Genomic DNA, 16965 nt, shown 5'->3' with positions numbered 1-16965 from the left:
ATCGCCCTAGCCATCGCACGCCTTGTCCCCACTTAGCCAGAGGTGGAAGCACCGCTCCTTCGGAATCATGCTCCTTCACTCTCCACCACGGGACCCTGCGGATATGAAGCCCTCGCGTGCGCTTGCTCACGTTCGCCAACTCTGCTGCCTGGGGCTCGCTCGGGAGACCCTGATCGCAGAGCTACTGACGGCCGTCCAGGCGGTCATCCCTTCCACGGCGAACATCTTCGTCGGCCTGGGGCAGGACGGCTTGCCCTGCGATGTCATTCCGGAGTTTGTCATACCGGAGGCCCTCGCGGCCTTTACGGCCGACCTTCCACGGGTATTCCCGCCACTCATGCTTACGAAAAATCTCGCGATTTTTCAATCCCAGCGGATCATGGACGATCCCGCAGGACTGTGGGAGAATTTCTACCACAGTGATCTCTATAACCTGGTCTGGCGCCCCTATGACCAATACCACTGCCTGCAGGCCGTGGTGCGCGACGAGCGTCGGCCCGGCGGCCTACTGCACCTGTTCCGGGGGCGCTACAGCACAGCGTTTTCCTCTGAAGACAAAGTCTTATTGGAGCGGCTGCTGATCTACATCGAGCATGGCCTGCAAGCCGCCGTCCCCGCCATGACCGACTATGCCGACAGCGGGCGCAACGAAATGCTGATCCTGGACGCCCAGGGTGCCCTGCTCCACGCCAGCGCCGCCGCCCGCGAGTTGCTCGCACTGGCCTGTTTCCCCACCTACCGCATTGGCACGGGCAACGCCCTGCCCCTGCCCCCCGAACTTGAACAGATTTGCCGAAATCTCCAAGGCATTTTCCTGGGGCGCAATGCCCCCCCACCCGTCGTTCAGCACGTGAATCCCCGTGGGCGATTCATCTTGCGTGCCCACTGGCTCGACCCGCTGCGGCCCGCCGCGGGTAAGCTCATCGGTGTCACCATCCAGCATCAGGAACCGGCGGTGCTTCAAACCTGGCGTGCGATACGGCAATTGCGGCTCTCTCCCGTACAGATGGAGGTCTGCCTGCTGCTCGCGCAGGACCACTCCCAAGAGGCGATCGGCCAGCGGCTGAACATCAAGCCGACGACGGTCAAGGACCATGTCCGCAAGCTCTACGACAAGCTGGGTGTCGGGCGTCGTGACGAATTGACGGCCCGTTTGGCCGTCGCCCGCGCACTCTGTTAGGACGATGGGAGAAAACGGGAAACCGCCGCCGCTCGCTGGTCCAGACGCGATACCCTCCCTGGGGAGGGTAGTCGGCGCTCAGGGCCCTAATAGAATCGAACCAGGCGCCCCGGTTAAAAAACCAGTGGCAACGCAGGGATTGACGCCTTGATCAGCGGCACCGTGATAGAACTGATGTCGGAGATGTCCGATACCGTCTCAGAAATTTCCGACACGTTGCCGCTGCTAACGCTGATGGATAACCGATGTCCCAGCGATCACACTTACCACTGTAAGGTCCCCCACGGGGTCTTGCCGCCATTGCGCAGCCAAACCCTGAACAGGGTTCAACAAGAAAATCGGAGGCATTTATGAAAATCCCGAGCAAAGCCTGTCTGGCCGTTGCTGCTTTAGTGCTGAGCACCAGCGCGTTCGCCAACACCGGCTATTATGTCCAGAGCCCAATTCAGACGACGATTCCGGCGGGACCGACGAGTAGTTTTGGGGTGCCAGTCGCCGTGCTGACAACGACGGTCGAGCCAGGCAGCTATCTGATTACCGCGCGGATCGACGGGCAGTCGACGGCACCCAAGAGCGGTGCCCAGTGCTACTTTTCCTACAACTATGATGGCCATCAATATCAGGTGGGCACTCAATATTACACGGTGAACACGTCGTCCGACTGGACGCGTCAAGTCAATGTCAGTGCGGTTGCGCTGAACAGGTTCACCACTCCCTTACCCGCCCAAGTCTCTCTGCTGTGTACGCATGGGTATCTCTACTCCAACAGTTCGATATTTGGCGGTGAGATGACCCTGACGCCGGTCGACAATATTGGGTTGTGACCTCGATCGGCCCAGATCAGGACGGCCAAGGCAAAGCGCGTAGCGGCCAGATCTGGATACACGATTAGCTCCTCTCCCACGGTTAAGGGAGGGGGGCGCTAGTGGACCTTAGTGAAACTCCTAATGCCATTTCTTAGAAGTATGTCTTAAGCTAGCATTTTTCTAGTTCCATGGGTTCCTACGGTGTCTCTGCTTCAGGCTGCCCCGGTTCCGGTGACGGATCGCGAACGGCAAGACTTACAATCACTTATTCGGCAGCGGACGTGCCCGCAGCAAATTTCTTTGCGCGCGCGGATTGTTCTGCTGGCGGCGGACGGACTCGGCGTGCGCGAGACTGCGGCAGAACTGAGGATCGGGCGCTCAACGGTGCAGGCGTGGCGGCGCCGGTGGACGGCCAGCACCGAGGGGAGTGTCCAGGAGCGCTTATCCGACGCGCCGCGCTCGGGCACGCCCCCGACCTTTACCGCGGAGCAGATATGCACGATTATCGCATTAGCTTGCGAGCCCCCAACGGACAGCGGGCGTGCGATAACCCACTGGACGCAAGGCGAGCTCGCCGATGAAGCCGTCAAACGCGGATATGTCGACTCAATCTCGCCGCACTCCGTGGGGCGTTTTTTAAAATCAGGCGCAGCTAAAGCCGCATCGCACGCAAGGGTGGCTGAACGCCACGCGCGATAAGTGCTTTGACGAACGCTGCCATGACGTTTGCGAGACCTACCGGCTTGCGCCAGCGCGTGCCGCCGCCGGGATCGAAACGGAATCATTTGACGAAATGACCGGTATTCAGGCGCTTGAGCGTATTGCGCCGACGCGGCCGATGACCTCGGGACGCGTCGAGCGCCGTGAGTTTGAATACATCCGCCACGGCACCCAGACTCTCATTGCGGGTTTCAACATCGTCACTGGGCAGGTGAACTCCCGGCTGGGACCAACGCGCACAGAAGAGGATTTCGCGGACTTCCTCGCCGCCCACGTGGCGTCGCGCTCGCACGTCCCCCAGTTGCATTGGGTCATGGATAATCTGAACACGCACTCCTCCGAAGCGGTCGTCCGGTTGGTGGCCGACGAGATCGGTTTTCAAGGTGATCTCGGCGTCAAAGGAAAGCGCGGAATCCTCAAGTCCGTAGCAACCCGGCAACGGTTCCTGAGTGACCCAGCGCATCGCATCGTCTTTCACTTTACACCGAAGCATAGCTCGTGGCTGAATCAGATTGAAATGTGGTTCTCGATTTTGGTGCGCAAAGTCATCCGGCGGGGAAACTTTAAATCCGTGGAAGACCTCAGCGCCAAGATCAACGCATTCATCGAGTATTTCAACAAAACCATGGCTAAACCCTTCCGCTGGACCTACACCGGAAAGCCCCTGGCCGCTTGAGCCAAAATGGTATTAACACTTCCATCCTTCACCACTAGGCAAGGGCAGCCCCTCCCCCTCCCCTCTCACAGCGCGAGCGTCGCAAAAACCCCCTGCCGCCGACCAAGGGCGGTTGTCGGAGATCCGTGTGGGAGAAAATACCGCAGGGCGCGTTCGGCCTGCCGGTCATGGCCGACCCAAATTGGCCAGTCCAGAACCTCGAACCCCGTACACAAAAATTGGCTTAACCCGATTTTACGTTCCAGTGCGCCTCAGACCCCAGCTTCGGGACCTGGGTCTTGATGATCTCCTTCTCGACCACGGGTTCGGGGTAACCGACCTGGACCACCCGGAAGCGGTCCACGAACGCCAGGTTCTGGCGCAAGCCCCCCTGATCGAGGCCCGAGCCGTCGCCCACGCCCACCGAGTTGCCGGTTGCGAACACGCGAAACTTCGGATGCGGGCGGATGACCTCCCCACCGTTCTCAGCGATCACCAGGGGCTGGCCCCCGATGACGTCGTTCAACCCCGCCAGTTCCGGGCAGGATGACAGGGTGAAGGGCGGCTGCGGGCGGCCTTGGTAACGGAGCGACCCTGTGTGTAGAGGTCTCTTTTTGGTCGCTCGAATCGTCAAAATCACGTTTGGCGAATGATGTCACCTCGTGTGTGCCGTTAGGCGGCGGCCACTTGAAGTGGCGCTCGGCGAGTCAGTGAGCTACACCCGTATCGGCCGATCGCCTTATGGCGGAGGCATTGGATGCGGGGTCAACCGCTTGTGAGACTCAAGGCCCCGCGGTCCCGCCAATGGCCGGACCGGGGGCCTTGTTAGGGGGCGATGACTTTCAGCAAGGACACGGGGGAAATCCGGCCTCGACGTTGCTCTTGACTTTCATGGCTTTTCCCCCCTTGCGTGACGGTGTTTGTTAGCGGCCGTACCTACCCGATCCGCCGCCCCCGCCAAAAATTTCGCCGGCCTTGACGTTACTCTTGACTTTCATGACAGTTGTCCTCTCGTTTTGTTGGAAAATCGCCGGATCAACGGCGGACAGAGTCGCAGCGGTTCAGCACGACCGAACCAGCCTTGACGGAGATCTTGACTTTCATGGCGCTCCTCTCCTGCAATCAGCGGGTGATTGAGTACCGCTGCAAGGTTCTATCCCGGGTCCGTGTAATTGTCAGTATGGTTGCTCGGGCATCATCTATCCATCAGGGTTGGCCGCGGCACCGTGTCGGAAATGTCTGAATAGCGTATCGACATCTCCGGCGTTGGCTCCATCCTGGCGCGGCAACCAGGGCTCAATTCCTGCCTAGCGCCGGCCGATCCTCCAGCCGGTGCTTATGATTCGATTCTAGTGTGATCTCGGACGCGGGCTACCCTCCCCAGGGAGGGCATCGTGTGTGGCAGAACGAGGGGGCGGCAGGCCGCCGGGCTAACTCGGTACAGCCGCGAGGGCCAGGCGGGCAGTCAGTTCGTCGCGCCGGGCCGCGCCCAACTTGTCTTAGAGCTTGCGGACATGGTCCTTGACCGTCGTCGGCTTGATGTTCAGCCGCTGACCGATCGCCTCCTGGGTAACCGGTCTCTACGCGGCGTCGTTGCTCAGGATCGCAGGTTGTGCAAATCTGACCGCAGTGGGTTGTGGCCGAAGTACTGCTTCCACAACCGCGGGATGAGCCGGTGGACCTCAGAGGCAGGATAGCGATCGATACGCTGGAGCGCGCCGACCTCGGTGAAACCGAAGAGCCAGTTGCGCCGCTTATCGCGAGTTCGGCATAACCGCTCTTATTGGGCCATATTGGGGGCACGATTAGCACCGACGCGGGCTGGTTACACGCTGGGATGGCCGCCCCCGAAGGGCGACCCACCGGCTCGCCTAGAGCAGGATGGTGATGGTCTTCTGATAGCCGGCCGCGCCGTGGATATAGCCCCAGCCGTTGATCACGCGGTCCCAGGCGTAGAGGAAGAACGAATGGCCGCAGCGGGTGGAGGTGGGATCACCGGCGACGGTGCAGTTCCAAGCCAGACTCGGCACGACGGTAGCGGTGGGCCCGGTCCACAGGGGTCCGCCGCCAACGTGCGCGCTATAGTTGTCGGAAGCGACCGGCGCGGACTTGTTGTCACCCCAATAGCTGGTGAGGCTCCAGCCGAGCAGATGGCGGGGAGCGGCGGCGGCGATGTCGAAGGTGAAGTTGGGCGTGCCGCTGGTGACGATGCCGCAGGTTCCGACGACGGCGCCGTCGTGCCAGATGGCGTTGAGGCTCGCGGTGGGGTGCGAGTTGTCGATCATCAGCGTGGCCGAGCGGCCGGTATCGGTGGCGAGGCCGATCTCATTGGCGAGGTTCGCGGCGCTGAACAGGCGGACCTGGACTGTGACCAGGCCATTGGGCAGGCCGCTGGTATCGTAGAGCATGCCGAGCCAATAGTTCAGCCAGATGGCGCCCGCGGCGTGCACGGGGTAGAAGCCCCCGCTCGGGGTTATGGAGGTCGCATCGAAGCGGTTGAGCGCCGTGTTCCACAGGTAGTCGGTGTAGGGCTGTGTGAGGGTCTGCGGGACGCCGCCCGCGGGCGTGACCTGGACCTGATAGAACTTGGCGCCTTTGTTGCGGGCGCCGTCGTGATTGACCATCAGCGGGAGGGTGCCGCCGAAGGGGCAGTTGCGCACCTGGAAGAAATAGCTCGGGTCCGAATGGGTGTCGGCATAGCCGCCGACGATGTGCGTGGTGTCGGCGGGGACGAAGCCGATACCGAGCAAGATGGGACCCGCGGCGGAGTAGACGCCGCCGGTCAGGTAGGCCTCGTCCAACTCCGAGGCGCAGATGACGACCATGTGCTCGGGGCTGATGACGGCGACCGCGTAGGGATTGGCCGCAGTGGGTCCGACGACGGTCCCCACGGTGGCCGGGGTGGTGGTGAGGTCCAGCTTCATCAGGCTGCCGCCGACCACGGGGAAGAGGATCACGCTCTCGCCAGCGTCGCTGAAGGCCAGGCGCCGCGGCCCGGTGAGACCGCCGACGAGCGTGACGCTGGTGTTGGCCTGGAGATCGATACGGCGGATTTCGCCATAGTCGCCGCAGACATAGATGAAGCGGCCGTCCCTGGTCGGGAGCAAGCCGCGTGTGTTGCTAAAGCCGGTCATGACGGTTGTCACCACCCCGGTGTTGAGGTTGATGCGCTTGAGGTCGGGGCCGCCGACGACATAGGCGTAGCCATGCGCCTCGTCCAGGCCGAGTTGATCGATGTTCACGCCCAAGCCACTGGCCACGACCGTCGCAGCAGCGCGATTGAGGTTGGTGAGCGACAGTCGCAGCAGCTTGTCGCCGTCGACCACATAGGCGTGCAGGCCGTCGGCGCTCAGCGCGAGATCGATCAGCACGCCGTAACCCGTGCCGACGACGCTCTTGGCGTGCGTGTGAACGGTGACTGAGACAATGGCGTTGTTGCCACAGTCGACGACTAGCAGTTGGTCGAGGGTGCGGTTGTAGGTGGCACCGATGGCATCGGCAAAGCCGGTGGCGATGGCGGTCAGCGGGGGCATAGGCATGATCGTCCTCCTACAGAGTTATGAAGATTCGCCGCCCGGGCGTTGCACCCGGCGGCGGGGCGTCTCCGGCGGATAAGCTCATTGGACCGCCTTAGGCCAATATTGAGCATTGGGTTGCGGCGAGGAACTTACAAGCGATCCCGGCCAGACCATGCGGCCATGCTCGCCCGCCCGGGCGTGAGGACGCTGGCAGCGCCGCACCCCAGTGCGGCGAGGCCTCACCAACCACCGCGACTTTGCATGCGGCCGAGAGGCGGGGCCGCGCTGGGGCGTGCTGGGGTGCGGCGCCCCCAGGGACCCGGCGCTCGCACCACTGCGGTCCAGGGCTTCAGCCCAAGTGGTGCCAAGGCTGAGTCGACTTGGACTCCGGCCGCCTGATTGGGCAGAGAACAAAAGATCAGTGCCAGAAGACGGGGGGACCACAGCACCACTTTACTACCCAGGCGGCGCCGCGTGCTTGTATACACACGAGTAAGTCACCGACGAGCCTGCCGACCCTGACGCCGACGCTCAACCGCCTATTGGTCCAGGACTTTGTGACCCAAGACCCACCCTGCTTCGCCCTCGGCATGACCGAGGAGCGCGATCAGCCGTGCGCCGTCCTGGCGTTGCGTCCGGGTCTGGAGATCCCGCCAGGCACCACCGACCTGGGCTTCAACCTGGGCTATGCGGTGTTGGGTGGCGCCGATTTCGAGTTGATTCAGTTCACCTTCGAGCTCTACGGGTTCGCGACCTACAACGTGCAGCTCAATCCCAGCTGGTCCGCCGCGTCGTGAGCCGCATGCTTAAGCGCAGCGATTACTTCATCCTGACCCTCGGCCCTGAGCAGCAGGTATGCGCGTTTCGCGTCGATATCGGTCCGCGCGACCTGGGTGGCTTGCGGCAAAACATCTCTCAACGCGTTCACGACATGGTCTGGACCCGGGCCCGCAGGCAGCGTCGGCCTTGGCAGAGGCGGACCTCGTCTATAATATTCTGCTCAACTGGGACCACGCCGAGTCGGAGGACTATGCAAGACTCCCGGCCGTGAGCCCTACCGCCCGGCAGATCCGCGTCGCGGGTAAGGCGCTGCGCACCCGGCACGACTCGCCCTGACAGGCATCCTAAGCGGCGAGATAGATACCCCACTCCCAATTGAGCGCCCTAATGCCGGATAATGCCGGATAATGCCGGACCCTACCGCAGTCATGTGCTGGGAAGCGCGCGGCGGGGCTTGGGCTCGCCGGGCGACTCGCGGCCCGGTTCGCGCCACTCGACGGGCTCTTGATCAACGAGGACACCGCGCTCCTCATGGGCTCACTGCTGCGCTTCGGACTGCTGGCCCTGGTCATGGTTATCACCCGCCGGCTGGACTGTCACCCCGGGTCGGCGGCCGCGGGCGTGCCCGGGGCCTGCTGGAGCGGTCCGCCGGCAACGCCTGGTCAGGTCCTCGACGGCGCGGCCGTCACGAGGACGTTGAGCCCAGGACCTGGCCGCAAGGTTCCTGACGCTGCTCCACCGTCGACCCTCAACCGTGGCTGACTGCCGCGCAAGGAGGTCTCCCCCGGCGCGGGCGGCGCCAGGGCCTCGTTCTCACTGTTCAGATCCCAATGCCGCGCCCCCAGGTTCCAGGGGTTGGACAAGAATCACCATAAGAGCGCCGTCAACCAAGGAGCCCACCCCATGAGCCTGATCGCCAATTTGTACGGTCGCCTGGGTGGCGATCCCGTGGCCCGCACCACCAAGAGCGGCAAGGACATGACTACGGTCCACGTCGCCGTGGATGTCACGCCCCGGGACGCGGCGGCGCCGGAAACCCTGTGGGTGGGTCTCCTCGCGTTTGGTGCCGCCGCGCAGACCTTGCAGCGGGCGCAGAAGGGACAGATGGTCGCCGCCCTGGGGCGCATGACGCGCGGCGTTTATACCCCTGTGGACGGCGAGCCGCGCGAGTCCTGGGCCATGCTATGCGACTCGCTGGTGGTGACAATGTCCGCCAAGCCGACCGGCGGCGCGCGCTCGCAGGGTCACGGCGAACCGGCGCGGGACCCGGTGTCCCCAGTTGAGCCGGAGCCAGTGCCGTTCTTCGATGACGAGATCCCGTTTTGAGCGGGTGTGATGAACAAAGGCACTCACCTGGTAGGACCCTTGAACGCCCGATGTCGCCCACCCTGACCTTGAATGCACCTGTCGCACCCACCGCCCTTGCGCCTGTGCGTCCGCGGGATCTGGCCGCGGACTACCCCGCCTGCTTCGACTGGGTAAACCCGCGCCCGCTCAAGCGGCACATCCACAAGGACCTGGCCAGGATCGACCAGCCGGGCGCCGCGCTCCCGGACGCCGCCGACGGCGCGCAACGCCAGGCGGCGGCCTTGCAGGTCCAGCGCCAAGTCAAGTCGGCGCTGGCCGACTACTGCTCGGTGCTGTCCGCATTGACCTGCACGACCAGCCCGCCGGTATGGTCACCGAACGGGAAGCCGGTTACGCCCAAGCGCTGTTGCGCGGGGAGGTCCCGCCAACGCGCCCAACGCAGACCGCCGTCCTTGCACCCGACCTGCCCCAGGCGGTCGGCGAACAATAGGCGGTTAGGCAGCCCGGTCAGTGGGTCGTGCTCGGCCAGGTGTTCCAGTTGCCGTTCGCGCTCCTGGAGCTTGGCGGTGAGGTCCAAGGTACAGGGTGATGTCGCGCACGGACTCGATGACGCCCAAGACCTCGCCCGTGAGGCCGAGCAGCGGCGAGCCGACCACCTCAACCCAATAGGTCTCACCGTCCGCCCAGCGGTCACAATGGACCACCTTGACCGGCCTCCCGCTCGCCAGGACCTCGGGCACCGGGCAGGGGTGCTCAGCACTGTCGCAGGGCGTATCGCGGCCATGGATGGCGCGGTAGCAGGTCAATCCACAGATGTCCTTGGCCGACACGCCCGTCGCCTGCCCTGCCGCCTGATTCATCAACAGGAGTTGGTAATCGGTGCCGATGACCACGATGATGTCGCCGATCCCGTCGATGACCGACTGGAGGAACTGCTGTTGAGCGAGGAGCGCGGCACGCACCTGGGTGATGTCGGTGGTATCCGACAGGAGCACACGGCAGGCTGCCGGGGGCTCGCCGGTCGCGCTCGAACCCTCGAGCTGGATGGTCAGGTGCAGGTTGCGCCGGGGCTGGGGCGGGTGTTCCAGGCCGACAGCAATGGCCGCTTCCTCGCCGTGATCCAATACGCGCGCGAGGCTCGCGAGCAGGGTGCGCCAGTCCCCGGGGGCGAGCCAAGTGCCTAGGACCAGGTCCGGCATCCGTCCGCGGGCCACCCCCCAACAGTTGGGCCGCGGTCAGGTTCATTTGGCTGATCCGGCCCGCCCGGGTGATGGTGGCATAGGCTACCGGGGCGAAGTCATAGAGATTGGCGTAGCGGTCGCGCGACTCATCCAGAGCCTGCTGGGCGGCGAGTAGTCCAGCAAGGATGCAGGCGGTCTGGTTGCGGAGGGGGGATTGGTGGGCATGGCGGACTCGACGTGGAATGGGGATCGTCGTCCCGAGGGACGGCGCCGCGCACTAGGCCGCGTGGTGGTCGTCCGTTCTTGCACTTTGCGTACTTGATTTTGCGTTGCGTGAGGTACCCCCCCACCACCCGCCCCCGCCTGGCGGGCGACAGTTCCGCGAACTCGGCGGCGGTGGCCTGCGTAATCCGGCGCTGAGGCCTGCTCGGTGCTTAAGTTCAGCACGGGGGAGTGCGAATCAGGTTAACGGAGCGTTTCGGGGTTCGCCGGCGGGACTCACGCCATGGCGCGGACGGTTAGCTGGCTGCCCGCCCCTCCCACCTCCCCCACGCAGCGCTTGCGCGTACTCAACCATCCCAGCGACGACCTGGAACGCCCCGTCGCGAACGTCCCCGGCATGACCGTCGACCACGGGGCGTGAAACCGCGGAGGGGGCATGGTGGGGCCGGGATAGGGCGAGCGCATCGGCGTAGAATGACCCGAGGTTGACACTGGTGGGAATCCCGCAAGCCGCTGAATCGCTGTCTCTCAACTGTCTACTATTATGGTTTTAAGGTACCTTGGAGAGACTTCCACATCCGCGTCAGTGCTGGGTCTACCCCCCGTTTCAAACGCGGGTATGCTGCTGGTGCCAGCAATAAACTGGTTGGTTTCAACCCCAACCTAATTTCACGCACACTGATTCTTGATCAGTTAAAAATAGCGACCGCCAGGGAAATGGCCAAGATATACCACAAAAGATAGTAATTTAATGCCAAGTAGCAAGCGCAGGTATGGTCGGCGGGGCCTCGTGGTGATCATCGGCATCAGTATCTTCGTGTGGCTTGGGGCCGCATGGCACATTGCCGATTACCTGACGCAACGGCGCGCGAACGCTGCGCTGACCGCGGGACAGGTGCGTCTTCAGACCATCATGCCGGCGCTTTCTGTCGGCATGACGAACTATCTCAAACTGATTCACAGCATTCCGGCCATGGTGGGTCAGCATACTGAGGTCACGGCCGCACTCAGGCGCTTTGCCGTAACCGATCAGTCGCCCGCGCTGTCGAACTCGGAACGACAATTAGCATGGACCGCTGACGCTGGACTGAGTCAGGTCGATCAGTTGCTCGACCATGCCGCCGTCGGTATGGGGGTATTTAACGTACTATGGCTACTCACTCCGGATGGCTATTGCATTGCCGCCAGCAATTACCGCCTGGGCGAAAGCTTTATTGGCACCGATTATAGTGATCGGGACTATTTTCGCGAAGCCAAGATCGGCCGTTTCGCCCAACAATTCGCCGTGGGAAGAAAGACTGGCATCCCCGGACTCTTCTTCTCGGCCCCGGTCGAAGACCATGGACAGGTCATCGGCGTCATTGCCGGAAAGATCAACCTGTCGGTTCTGAATAATTGGCTTGGACAATCGAATTCATTTCTTGTCGACCGCTTCGGGGTAGTGATTCTGGCCAGAGACAAGAGTCTGGAGTTCCTGGCTTTGCCCGATGCCAGCGTGCGCATGCTCAGTCCCACCGAGAGCAATGCGCGCTATCTCAAGAAAGAATTCACGTCACTCGCCATCGGCCCCTGGGGCGATGACCGTTACCCTCAGTTGCGGCGTTTCAACGGCAGTGACGTACCCGTGTTGATTGCCCAGTCGTCATTATCTGAGGAAGAACTTGAGATATATAGCGTGGAGCCGCTTGCCGAGTTCCTTAAAATCGATAGCGATGGCCGCTGGTTGTTTGTTTTGCTGGCACTGCTTGGGTTCTCCCTGATCGGCTGTGCGGCGGCGATCTGGATCTATGTCCGGCAGATGACATGGGCGCGACGGGCCTTGCGCGCGCAGCTCGAGGAGCTTGATCAGGCCAAAGAGGCGGCCGAGGCAGCAAATATCGCCAAAAGCCAGTTCCTGGCCAGTATGAGCCATGAAATTCGCACCCCCATGAACGGTGTACTGGGGATGTTGGAGCTCCTCAAGGCGACCGAACTGTCAACCGATCAGGGCCAGTATGTCGACGGCGGAATCAGCTCCGCCGAGGGGCTGCTAGGGGTTATTGGGGATATCCTCGATTTCTCTAAGATCGACGCAGGCCACTTGGAACTGGAGCGTGCCGCATTCAACCTCCCGGAATTGGTGGAGGAGACCATGCAAATGCTCGCGGGTAAGACCCTGGCCAAGGGATTGGAGGCGATCTGCAATGTGGAGGCGGACGTGCCGACCACGGTGATCGGTGATTCCACCCGCTTGCGTCAGGTCCTGATCAACCTGATCGGCAACGCCATCAAGTTTACCGAGCGCGGGGAAGTGGGGTTGCGAGTCTGGCAGGACGCCGACGATGCGCAAGGCCCCCGGATCGGGTTTGCGGTATCTGACACCGGTATCGGGGTAGCCCCGAGGCGCGTGAGCACATCTTCGAGGCCTTCCGCCAGGCCGACAATTCGACCACCCGCCGCTTTGGCGGCACCGGTCTGGGGCTCGCAATCAGTCACCAGCTCGTGGCGATGATGGGCGGCAGTCTGGACCTGGCGAGTACCCCCGGGCAGGGCAGTCGCTTCAGCTTCGTTATCTTAATGGAGCCGGCCCCGGTGCAACTGGCGAACCCGCCCTGGTATGCGGGCGAGGCACAGGTGTTGGAGGGACGGCGCGTCCTGATTGTCGACGACAATGCCACCAACCGGCTCTATCTGCATGGCCTGTGCCGCGCCTGGGCGATGGTGTGCGAGGAGGCCGTAGACGGCCCCAGTGCCCTGGAACGGTTGGCCGCAGCCCAGGCCGCCGGGCGGTCCTTTGATTTGGTCCTGCTGGATCGGATGATGCCTGACATGGATGGATTCGAGGTACTCACCAGGCTGCGCGCGGACCCGGTCGGGCGCGCGCTGCGGGTGGTTATGCAGACATCAATGGACGAGGCGGCGGAGGGACGCAAGGCGCGTACGCTCGGCGCCGACGATGCACTGCTCAAGCCGGTGCGCCGGCGCCGGCTCCTGGAGTCCCTGTCACAGATCTTTGGCGGCGCTCACCCGCGTCCCGCCGAGGCGGCGCGCCCGCCCGAACGCCTCCGCCTCGACGGCTGCTGCGTCCTGGTCGTGGAGGACAACAACATCAACCAACAAGTCCTACGCGGCATCCTGCATCGGGCGGGATGCCAAGTCCTGATCGCCAACGACGGGGCCGAAGCCTTGGAGATTCTGACCCAGCGCACGTTCGACGTGGTGCTAATGGACCGCGAGATGCCCGTACTAGACGGCATCGCCACAACGCGGGCGTTGCGCGAACATGAGCATGAACGCGGGGGCACAAGACACCAAGTGGTCGTGGCCCTGACCGCCCACACGTTCGCGGCGGAGCGCGAGCGCTGCCTGGCTGCCGGCATGGACGATTTTTTAACGAAGCCGATCCGCGCCCCCGATCTGCTCGCGACCCTGGATCGCTGGTGGATCGCGCCCCGCCTGCCGGCACCGGTCGCGGCGCCCCAGCCACCGCCCGCGGCATGCACCGTCCTGCCGATCGACCCCGGCGCGATCGAGGACCTACGCGAAGCCATCGGCGACATCGCCCCGGTACTTCACGCCGCATTGGCGGACGTACCAGCGCGCCTTGCCGAGCTGCGACTCGGGGTCGAGACCGCCGAGCGGGAGTGCATCCGCAGCGCGGCCCATGCACTCGCCGGGTCCGTGGGTAATCTGGGTGCACATACGCTGGTCCAACTGGCCCGAGACCTGGAGGCGCTGGGTAAATCCGGCAATCTGAGCACCGCCACAGAGCTGCTGGCCGCACTGCAAGCCGAGGCCGAGCGGTTCCTGCCGGCGCTGGCCGAGTTGCTGGCTGCGCCGGCCGCGGTGTCCCCCGCCGCGCCGGACCGCACGGGGATTTGCGAGCGGGACCGACCGTATCGCGCACTGGTGGTTGATGACTCCACCATGCTGCGCACCGCCATTGCGCATTTCCTCATCCGCCTGGGGTTCGAGGTCCAGACTGCGCACAATGGCCAGTGTGCCCTCGATCTATTTCAAGCACGGGGGGCCGACCTGGTCTTGCTCGATGCAGCCATGCCGGTGATGAACGGATTCAGCGCCTGCGAGGCGATCCGCGCCATCCCCGCGGGGCGCCATGTTCCGGTCATCATGATCACCAGCTACGCGGACGAGGCTTCAGTGAACCTGGCCTTCGCGTCCGGGGCCACCGACTATGTCACCAAGCCGATCCATTGGGCGGTGCTGCGCAATCGGGTTCGCCAATTGGCTGAGACAGCGGATGCCGAGCGCCACCTGCGCCAGGATCATGCCTTCTTCCAATCGCTGGTCGATGCCATTCCGGAACCGACCCTGGTGTGCGACCGTGAGGGTGTGGTGCGCTGGATCAACCAGGACGCAGGACGCTTCCCACTGCTGGCGCAGACGGCGGTGGCCGCGCCCCTGCGGCTCGCCCCGGGGGTGACTGAACCCGATGCCGGGGAGGCGGACCCGGCGGGCATTATCGCGCGTATCCGTACCCGGGTGGCTGCCGATAACACACCGGTGTCGCTGCTGCTGCACGGCACAGACCTCGCCGGTGGCGAACTCTATACCGAGGTTCATGCTAGGGCGCTGAGTGGGGTGGATGGTACCAATTTCGGTCTGATTCTGCGTCTGCAGGATGTGACCGCCCGGGAACTTGAGGAGCGCCACTTGCGCCGCCAAGTGACCCGCTATGGTGAATTGGCACACCGCGACAGCCTCACCGGCGTCGCCAACCGGCGCCGGTTTGAAGAGCGCTTGAATCGCGCTGTCGATGACGCGAGCCGATCCGGCGATCGTTTGGCAGTCCTGTTCTTGGATTTGGACGGTTTTAAGGCGATCAACGACACGCGGGGTCATGCGGTCGGCGATCAGGTGCTGTGCCAGGTAGCCGCGCGCCTGCAGGGGATGGTGCGTCGCCCGGATCTGGTGGCGCGGCTTGGCGGGGACGAGTTCGCGGTTCTGGTGTGCGATGCGTCCGATTGCTCGGAGGCTCTCGAACTCGGCGAACGCCTGCTGGCAGCGCTCTGCGAGCCCATGGAGCTTACCGACGGCATGGCCGTAATCGGGGCCAGTATCGGCGTCAGCCTGTTCCCGGAGCATGGGCCGGATGAAGTCGCGTTAATGCACAGCGCGGACGAGGCGATGTATGCGGTAAAACGTCGCGGCAAGCGTGGCGTGATGCTAGCTGTAGCAGCCCACAAACATCCGGACTCCGACCCACAAACATCGCGATTTGGGGTCTGACAATCTTCGGAACGGTTATGAAAAGCTTCCATACCGTTCCGAAGAGTGTCAGACCCTGCGGCTAGTCAGGAACCATCTTTCGCTTGTTTCTCTGCATCGTAACAAGTTATTTCTGATAGGTTGGCGCCTTAAGAGGACATCCGGCACAAACGATGCGCATGCCCTATAATTTAGGTAGTTGAAAATATTTAAGGGTTGTCAATCCAACCACGGAGGAGACGATGCTAATTTATGAGATTTTGGATGATTTCTGGTGCAAGGTTGAACCCTTGTTGGCCCCCTTTAAGCGAACAAAATCCGGTGGCAGTCCGCCCCGGGATTTCCGCAGCATCTTGAACGGCATCTTCTACGTTCTTAAAACGGGCTGCCAGTGGCACTTGTTGCCGCGGTGCTATGGTTCGAAAAGTGCTGTCCACGAGCACTTTCAGCGCTGGGCGAACGCGCGCGTGTTTGCGGAGATTTTCCGCTTGTATGCTCTTGAGTATCAAGCACGCAAGGGCATTCAGTGGGAGTGGCAGTCGATGGACGGGACCTTGCTGCAAGCCCCCGTGCGCGGCCAACCGGTGTGGCTGGCCGTGGAAGGACTGGGGCGAAATCCGCCGGACCGGGGGCGCAGCGGCAGCAAACTCCATCTACACGTCGAGCAACAAGGCGTCCCCTTGGCGGTCGATTTGGTCGGCGCGAACGTGCATGACAGTCGGTTGGTGTCCCCGACGTTGGTTTTGGATGTGTTGCCGCGGCCCGCGCCGACCACCGAACACCCCCAACATCTGTGCTTGGACAAAGGTTACGACTACGCCCGAGTCGACACGGAAGTCGCGGAGAAGGATTATCTGCCGCACATTCGCCGAATTGGCGAAGAGAAAACGACCGCGGGCGCTACCCCGTCTTCGACTATTCGCGCCCATTTTTCGCGTAACCCATTGTCTGGCTTTCACCGCAGAGGCAAAGGTCGGCACTACACAGCGCTTAGTGTATCGGGGCTTGGAGCGTGGCAGTAACCCTCGGTGGCGGTTGCTCGGGCAGGTGTAGATGCAGCCGGTCGAGCAGCAGTTGCTGGTCGGGCTCCGGCTCGGTGTAGCGGCTCAAGATCAGCGTGCGCCCATCGGTGGTCGGCAGATGCACATCGACCATCTGGACGGCGGCGAATTTTTCCAAGGCGGAGCGTGGGGTGAGGCCCGGCGCAAGCGGACGCAGGCGGGCCTTGAGGGTCACCTGGAGACAATAGGCCAAGAAGGCGACGAAGATATGCGCTTCGATGCGGGTATCGCGTTGGTGGTAAATCGGTCGAATACTCAGGTCACCCTTGAGTTCCTTGAACGCCTGTTCGACTTCGGTGAGTTGAATATACCAGGTCCAGAGTTGG

At 63.0% G+C, this 16965-nt stretch carries 13 protein-coding genes and 4 pseudogenes; 12 read left to right on the top strand and 5 right to left on the bottom strand.

What is annotated here, in order from left to right:
• The first annotated feature begins 103 nt into the window (after positions 1 to 103).
• The 4 genes from QZY44_RS11055 (at position 104) to QZY44_RS11045 (ending at position 3382) form a co-directional block, all read left to right on the top strand.
• The gene (locus tag QZY44_RS11055; protein WP_295446133.1) at positions 104 to 1180 is read left to right on the top strand and encodes a helix-turn-helix transcriptional regulator; all 1077 of its coding nucleotides are present in this window, start codon (positions 104 to 106) and stop codon (positions 1178 to 1180) included.
• Positions 1181 to 1530: 350 nt separating this feature from the next.
• Positions 1531 to 2004 (top strand): hypothetical protein, encoded by a 474-nt coding sequence (locus QZY44_RS11050; protein ID WP_295446131.1) that lies wholly within the window; start codon positions 1531 to 1533, stop codon positions 2002 to 2004.
• Positions 2005 to 2187: 183 nt separating this feature from the next.
• A complete protein-coding gene (locus QZY44_RS35750; protein ID WP_365304007.1) occupies positions 2188 to 2685 on the top strand; it encodes a helix-turn-helix domain-containing protein in 498 nt (165 codons plus the stop codon).
• A gap of 94 nt (positions 2686 to 2779) precedes the next feature.
• The gene (locus tag QZY44_RS11045) at positions 2780 to 3382 is read left to right on the top strand and encodes a transposase (RefSeq protein WP_295446129.1); all 603 of its coding nucleotides are present in this window, start codon (positions 2780 to 2782) and stop codon (positions 3380 to 3382) included.
• Between the two features lie 259 nt (positions 3383 to 3641).
• On the opposite strand, the pseudogene QZY44_RS11040 reads toward QZY44_RS11045, so the two are convergent.
• Together QZY44_RS11040 and QZY44_RS11035 are read right to left on the bottom strand one after the other, a co-directional pair.
• Positions 3642 to 3899: pseudogene (locus tag QZY44_RS11040) on the bottom strand (CbbQ/NirQ/NorQ/GpvN family protein); the annotation flags it as partial.
• Between the two features lie 1333 nt (positions 3900 to 5232).
• Positions 5233 to 6900, bottom strand: a complete 1668-nt coding sequence (locus QZY44_RS11035) for a hypothetical protein (protein ID WP_295446126.1) — start codon at positions 6898 to 6900, stop codon at positions 5233 to 5235.
• A gap of 536 nt (positions 6901 to 7436) precedes the next feature.
• Between QZY44_RS11035 and QZY44_RS11030 the strand changes: the two genes are divergently transcribed.
• The 4 genes and pseudogenes from QZY44_RS11030 (at position 7437) to QZY44_RS11015 (ending at position 8985) form a co-directional block, all read left to right on the top strand.
• Positions 7437 to 7676 carry a hypothetical protein gene (locus QZY44_RS11030; protein ID WP_295446124.1) on the top strand — a complete coding sequence of 80 codons (240 nt, stop codon included), beginning with the start codon at positions 7437 to 7439 and terminating at the stop codon, positions 7674 to 7676.
• Positions 7677 to 7845: 169 nt separating this feature from the next.
• Complete coding sequence (locus tag QZY44_RS11025) at positions 7846 to 7995, top strand: hypothetical protein (RefSeq protein WP_295446122.1); 150 nt, start codon at positions 7846 to 7848, stop codon at positions 7993 to 7995.
• 156 nt (positions 7996 to 8151) lie between these two features.
• A pseudogene (locus QZY44_RS11020) lies at positions 8152 to 8421 on the top strand (inner membrane CreD family protein); the annotation flags it as partial.
• 141 nt (positions 8422 to 8562) lie between these two features.
• On the top strand, positions 8563 to 8985 hold the full coding sequence (locus QZY44_RS11015; RefSeq protein ID WP_295446120.1) for a single-stranded DNA-binding protein: 423 nt from the start codon (positions 8563 to 8565) through the stop codon (positions 8983 to 8985).
• Positions 8986 to 9286: 301 nt separating this feature from the next.
• On the opposite strand, the gene QZY44_RS35745 is transcribed toward QZY44_RS11015, so the two are convergent.
• Together QZY44_RS35745 and QZY44_RS11010 are read right to left on the bottom strand one after the other, a co-directional pair.
• Positions 9287 to 9544, bottom strand: coding sequence for a GGDEF domain-containing protein (locus QZY44_RS35745; RefSeq protein WP_365304001.1), 258 nt, complete (start codon positions 9542 to 9544; stop codon positions 9287 to 9289).
• On the bottom strand, positions 9462 to 10166 hold the full coding sequence (locus tag QZY44_RS11010) for a PAS domain-containing protein (protein WP_365303999.1): 705 nt from the start codon (positions 10164 to 10166) through the stop codon (positions 9462 to 9464). Before QZY44_RS11010 ends, QZY44_RS35745 begins: the two co-directional genes overlap by 83 nt.
• A gap of 487 nt (positions 10167 to 10653) precedes the next feature.
• On the opposite strand from QZY44_RS11010, the gene QZY44_RS11005 reads away from it, so the two are divergent.
• The 4 genes and pseudogenes from QZY44_RS11005 to QZY44_RS10990 all read left to right on the top strand — a co-directional run bounded on the left by QZY44_RS11005 (position 10654) and on the right by QZY44_RS10990 (position 16600).
• Positions 10654 to 10791, top strand: coding sequence for a hypothetical protein (locus QZY44_RS11005; protein WP_295446118.1), 138 nt, complete (start codon positions 10654 to 10656; stop codon positions 10789 to 10791).
• A gap of 330 nt (positions 10792 to 11121) precedes the next feature.
• Positions 11122 to 12866: pseudogene (locus QZY44_RS11000) on the top strand (ATP-binding protein); the annotation flags it as partial.
• Positions 12858 to 15599, top strand: coding sequence for a response regulator (locus QZY44_RS10995; RefSeq protein ID WP_365304016.1), 2742 nt, complete (start codon positions 12858 to 12860; stop codon positions 15597 to 15599). The pseudogene QZY44_RS11000 and the gene QZY44_RS10995, both read left to right, overlap by 9 nt.
• Before the next feature lie 221 nt (positions 15600 to 15820).
• Entirely contained in the window at positions 15821 to 16600 is a 780-nt protein-coding gene (locus QZY44_RS10990; RefSeq protein ID WP_295446114.1) for an IS5 family transposase, read from the top strand.
• On the opposite strand, the pseudogene QZY44_RS10985 reads toward QZY44_RS10990, so the two are convergent.
• Positions 16569 to 16965 (bottom strand): annotated as a pseudogene (locus QZY44_RS10985) (IS1634 family transposase); the annotation flags it as partial. The gene QZY44_RS10990 and the pseudogene QZY44_RS10985 overlap by 32 nt on opposite strands.

The organism is uncultured Thiodictyon sp., assembly GCA_903837595.1.
Classification (GTDB): domain Bacteria; phylum Pseudomonadota; class Gammaproteobacteria; order Chromatiales; family Chromatiaceae; genus Thiodictyon.
The sequence above is the reverse complement of the archived record's forward strand: the minus strand, read 5'-3'. Positions and strand labels throughout refer to the sequence as shown.

Excerpts from the sequence above, each read along its gene's own strand:
- QZY44_RS11055 (WP_295446133.1), top strand. The coding sequence starts at position 104 with ATGAAGCCCTCGCGTGCGCTTGCTCACGTTCGCCAACTCTGCTGCCTG.
- QZY44_RS11050 (WP_295446131.1), top strand. The coding sequence starts at position 1,531 with ATGAAAATCCCGAGCAAAGCCTGTCTGGCCGTTGCTGCTTTAGTGCTG.
- QZY44_RS11045 (WP_295446129.1), top strand. The coding sequence starts at position 2,780 with ATGACCGGTATTCAGGCGCTTGAGCGTATTGCGCCGACGCGGCCGATG.
- QZY44_RS11035 (WP_295446126.1), bottom strand. The coding sequence starts at position 6,900 with ATGCCTATGCCCCCGCTGACCGCCATCGCCACCGGCTTTGCCGATGCC.
- QZY44_RS11015 (WP_295446120.1), top strand. The coding sequence starts at position 8,563 with ATGAGCCTGATCGCCAATTTGTACGGTCGCCTGGGTGGCGATCCCGTG.
- QZY44_RS11010 (WP_365303999.1), bottom strand. The coding sequence starts at position 10,166 with ATGCCGGACCTGGTCCTAGGCACTTGGCTCGCCCCCGGGGACTGGCGC.
- QZY44_RS11005 (WP_295446118.1), top strand. The coding sequence starts at position 10,654 with ATGGCGCGGACGGTTAGCTGGCTGCCCGCCCCTCCCACCTCCCCCACG.
- QZY44_RS10995 (WP_365304016.1), top strand. The coding sequence starts at position 12,858 with ATGATGGGCGGCAGTCTGGACCTGGCGAGTACCCCCGGGCAGGGCAGT.
- QZY44_RS10990 (WP_295446114.1), top strand. The coding sequence starts at position 15,821 with ATGCTAATTTATGAGATTTTGGATGATTTCTGGTGCAAGGTTGAACCC.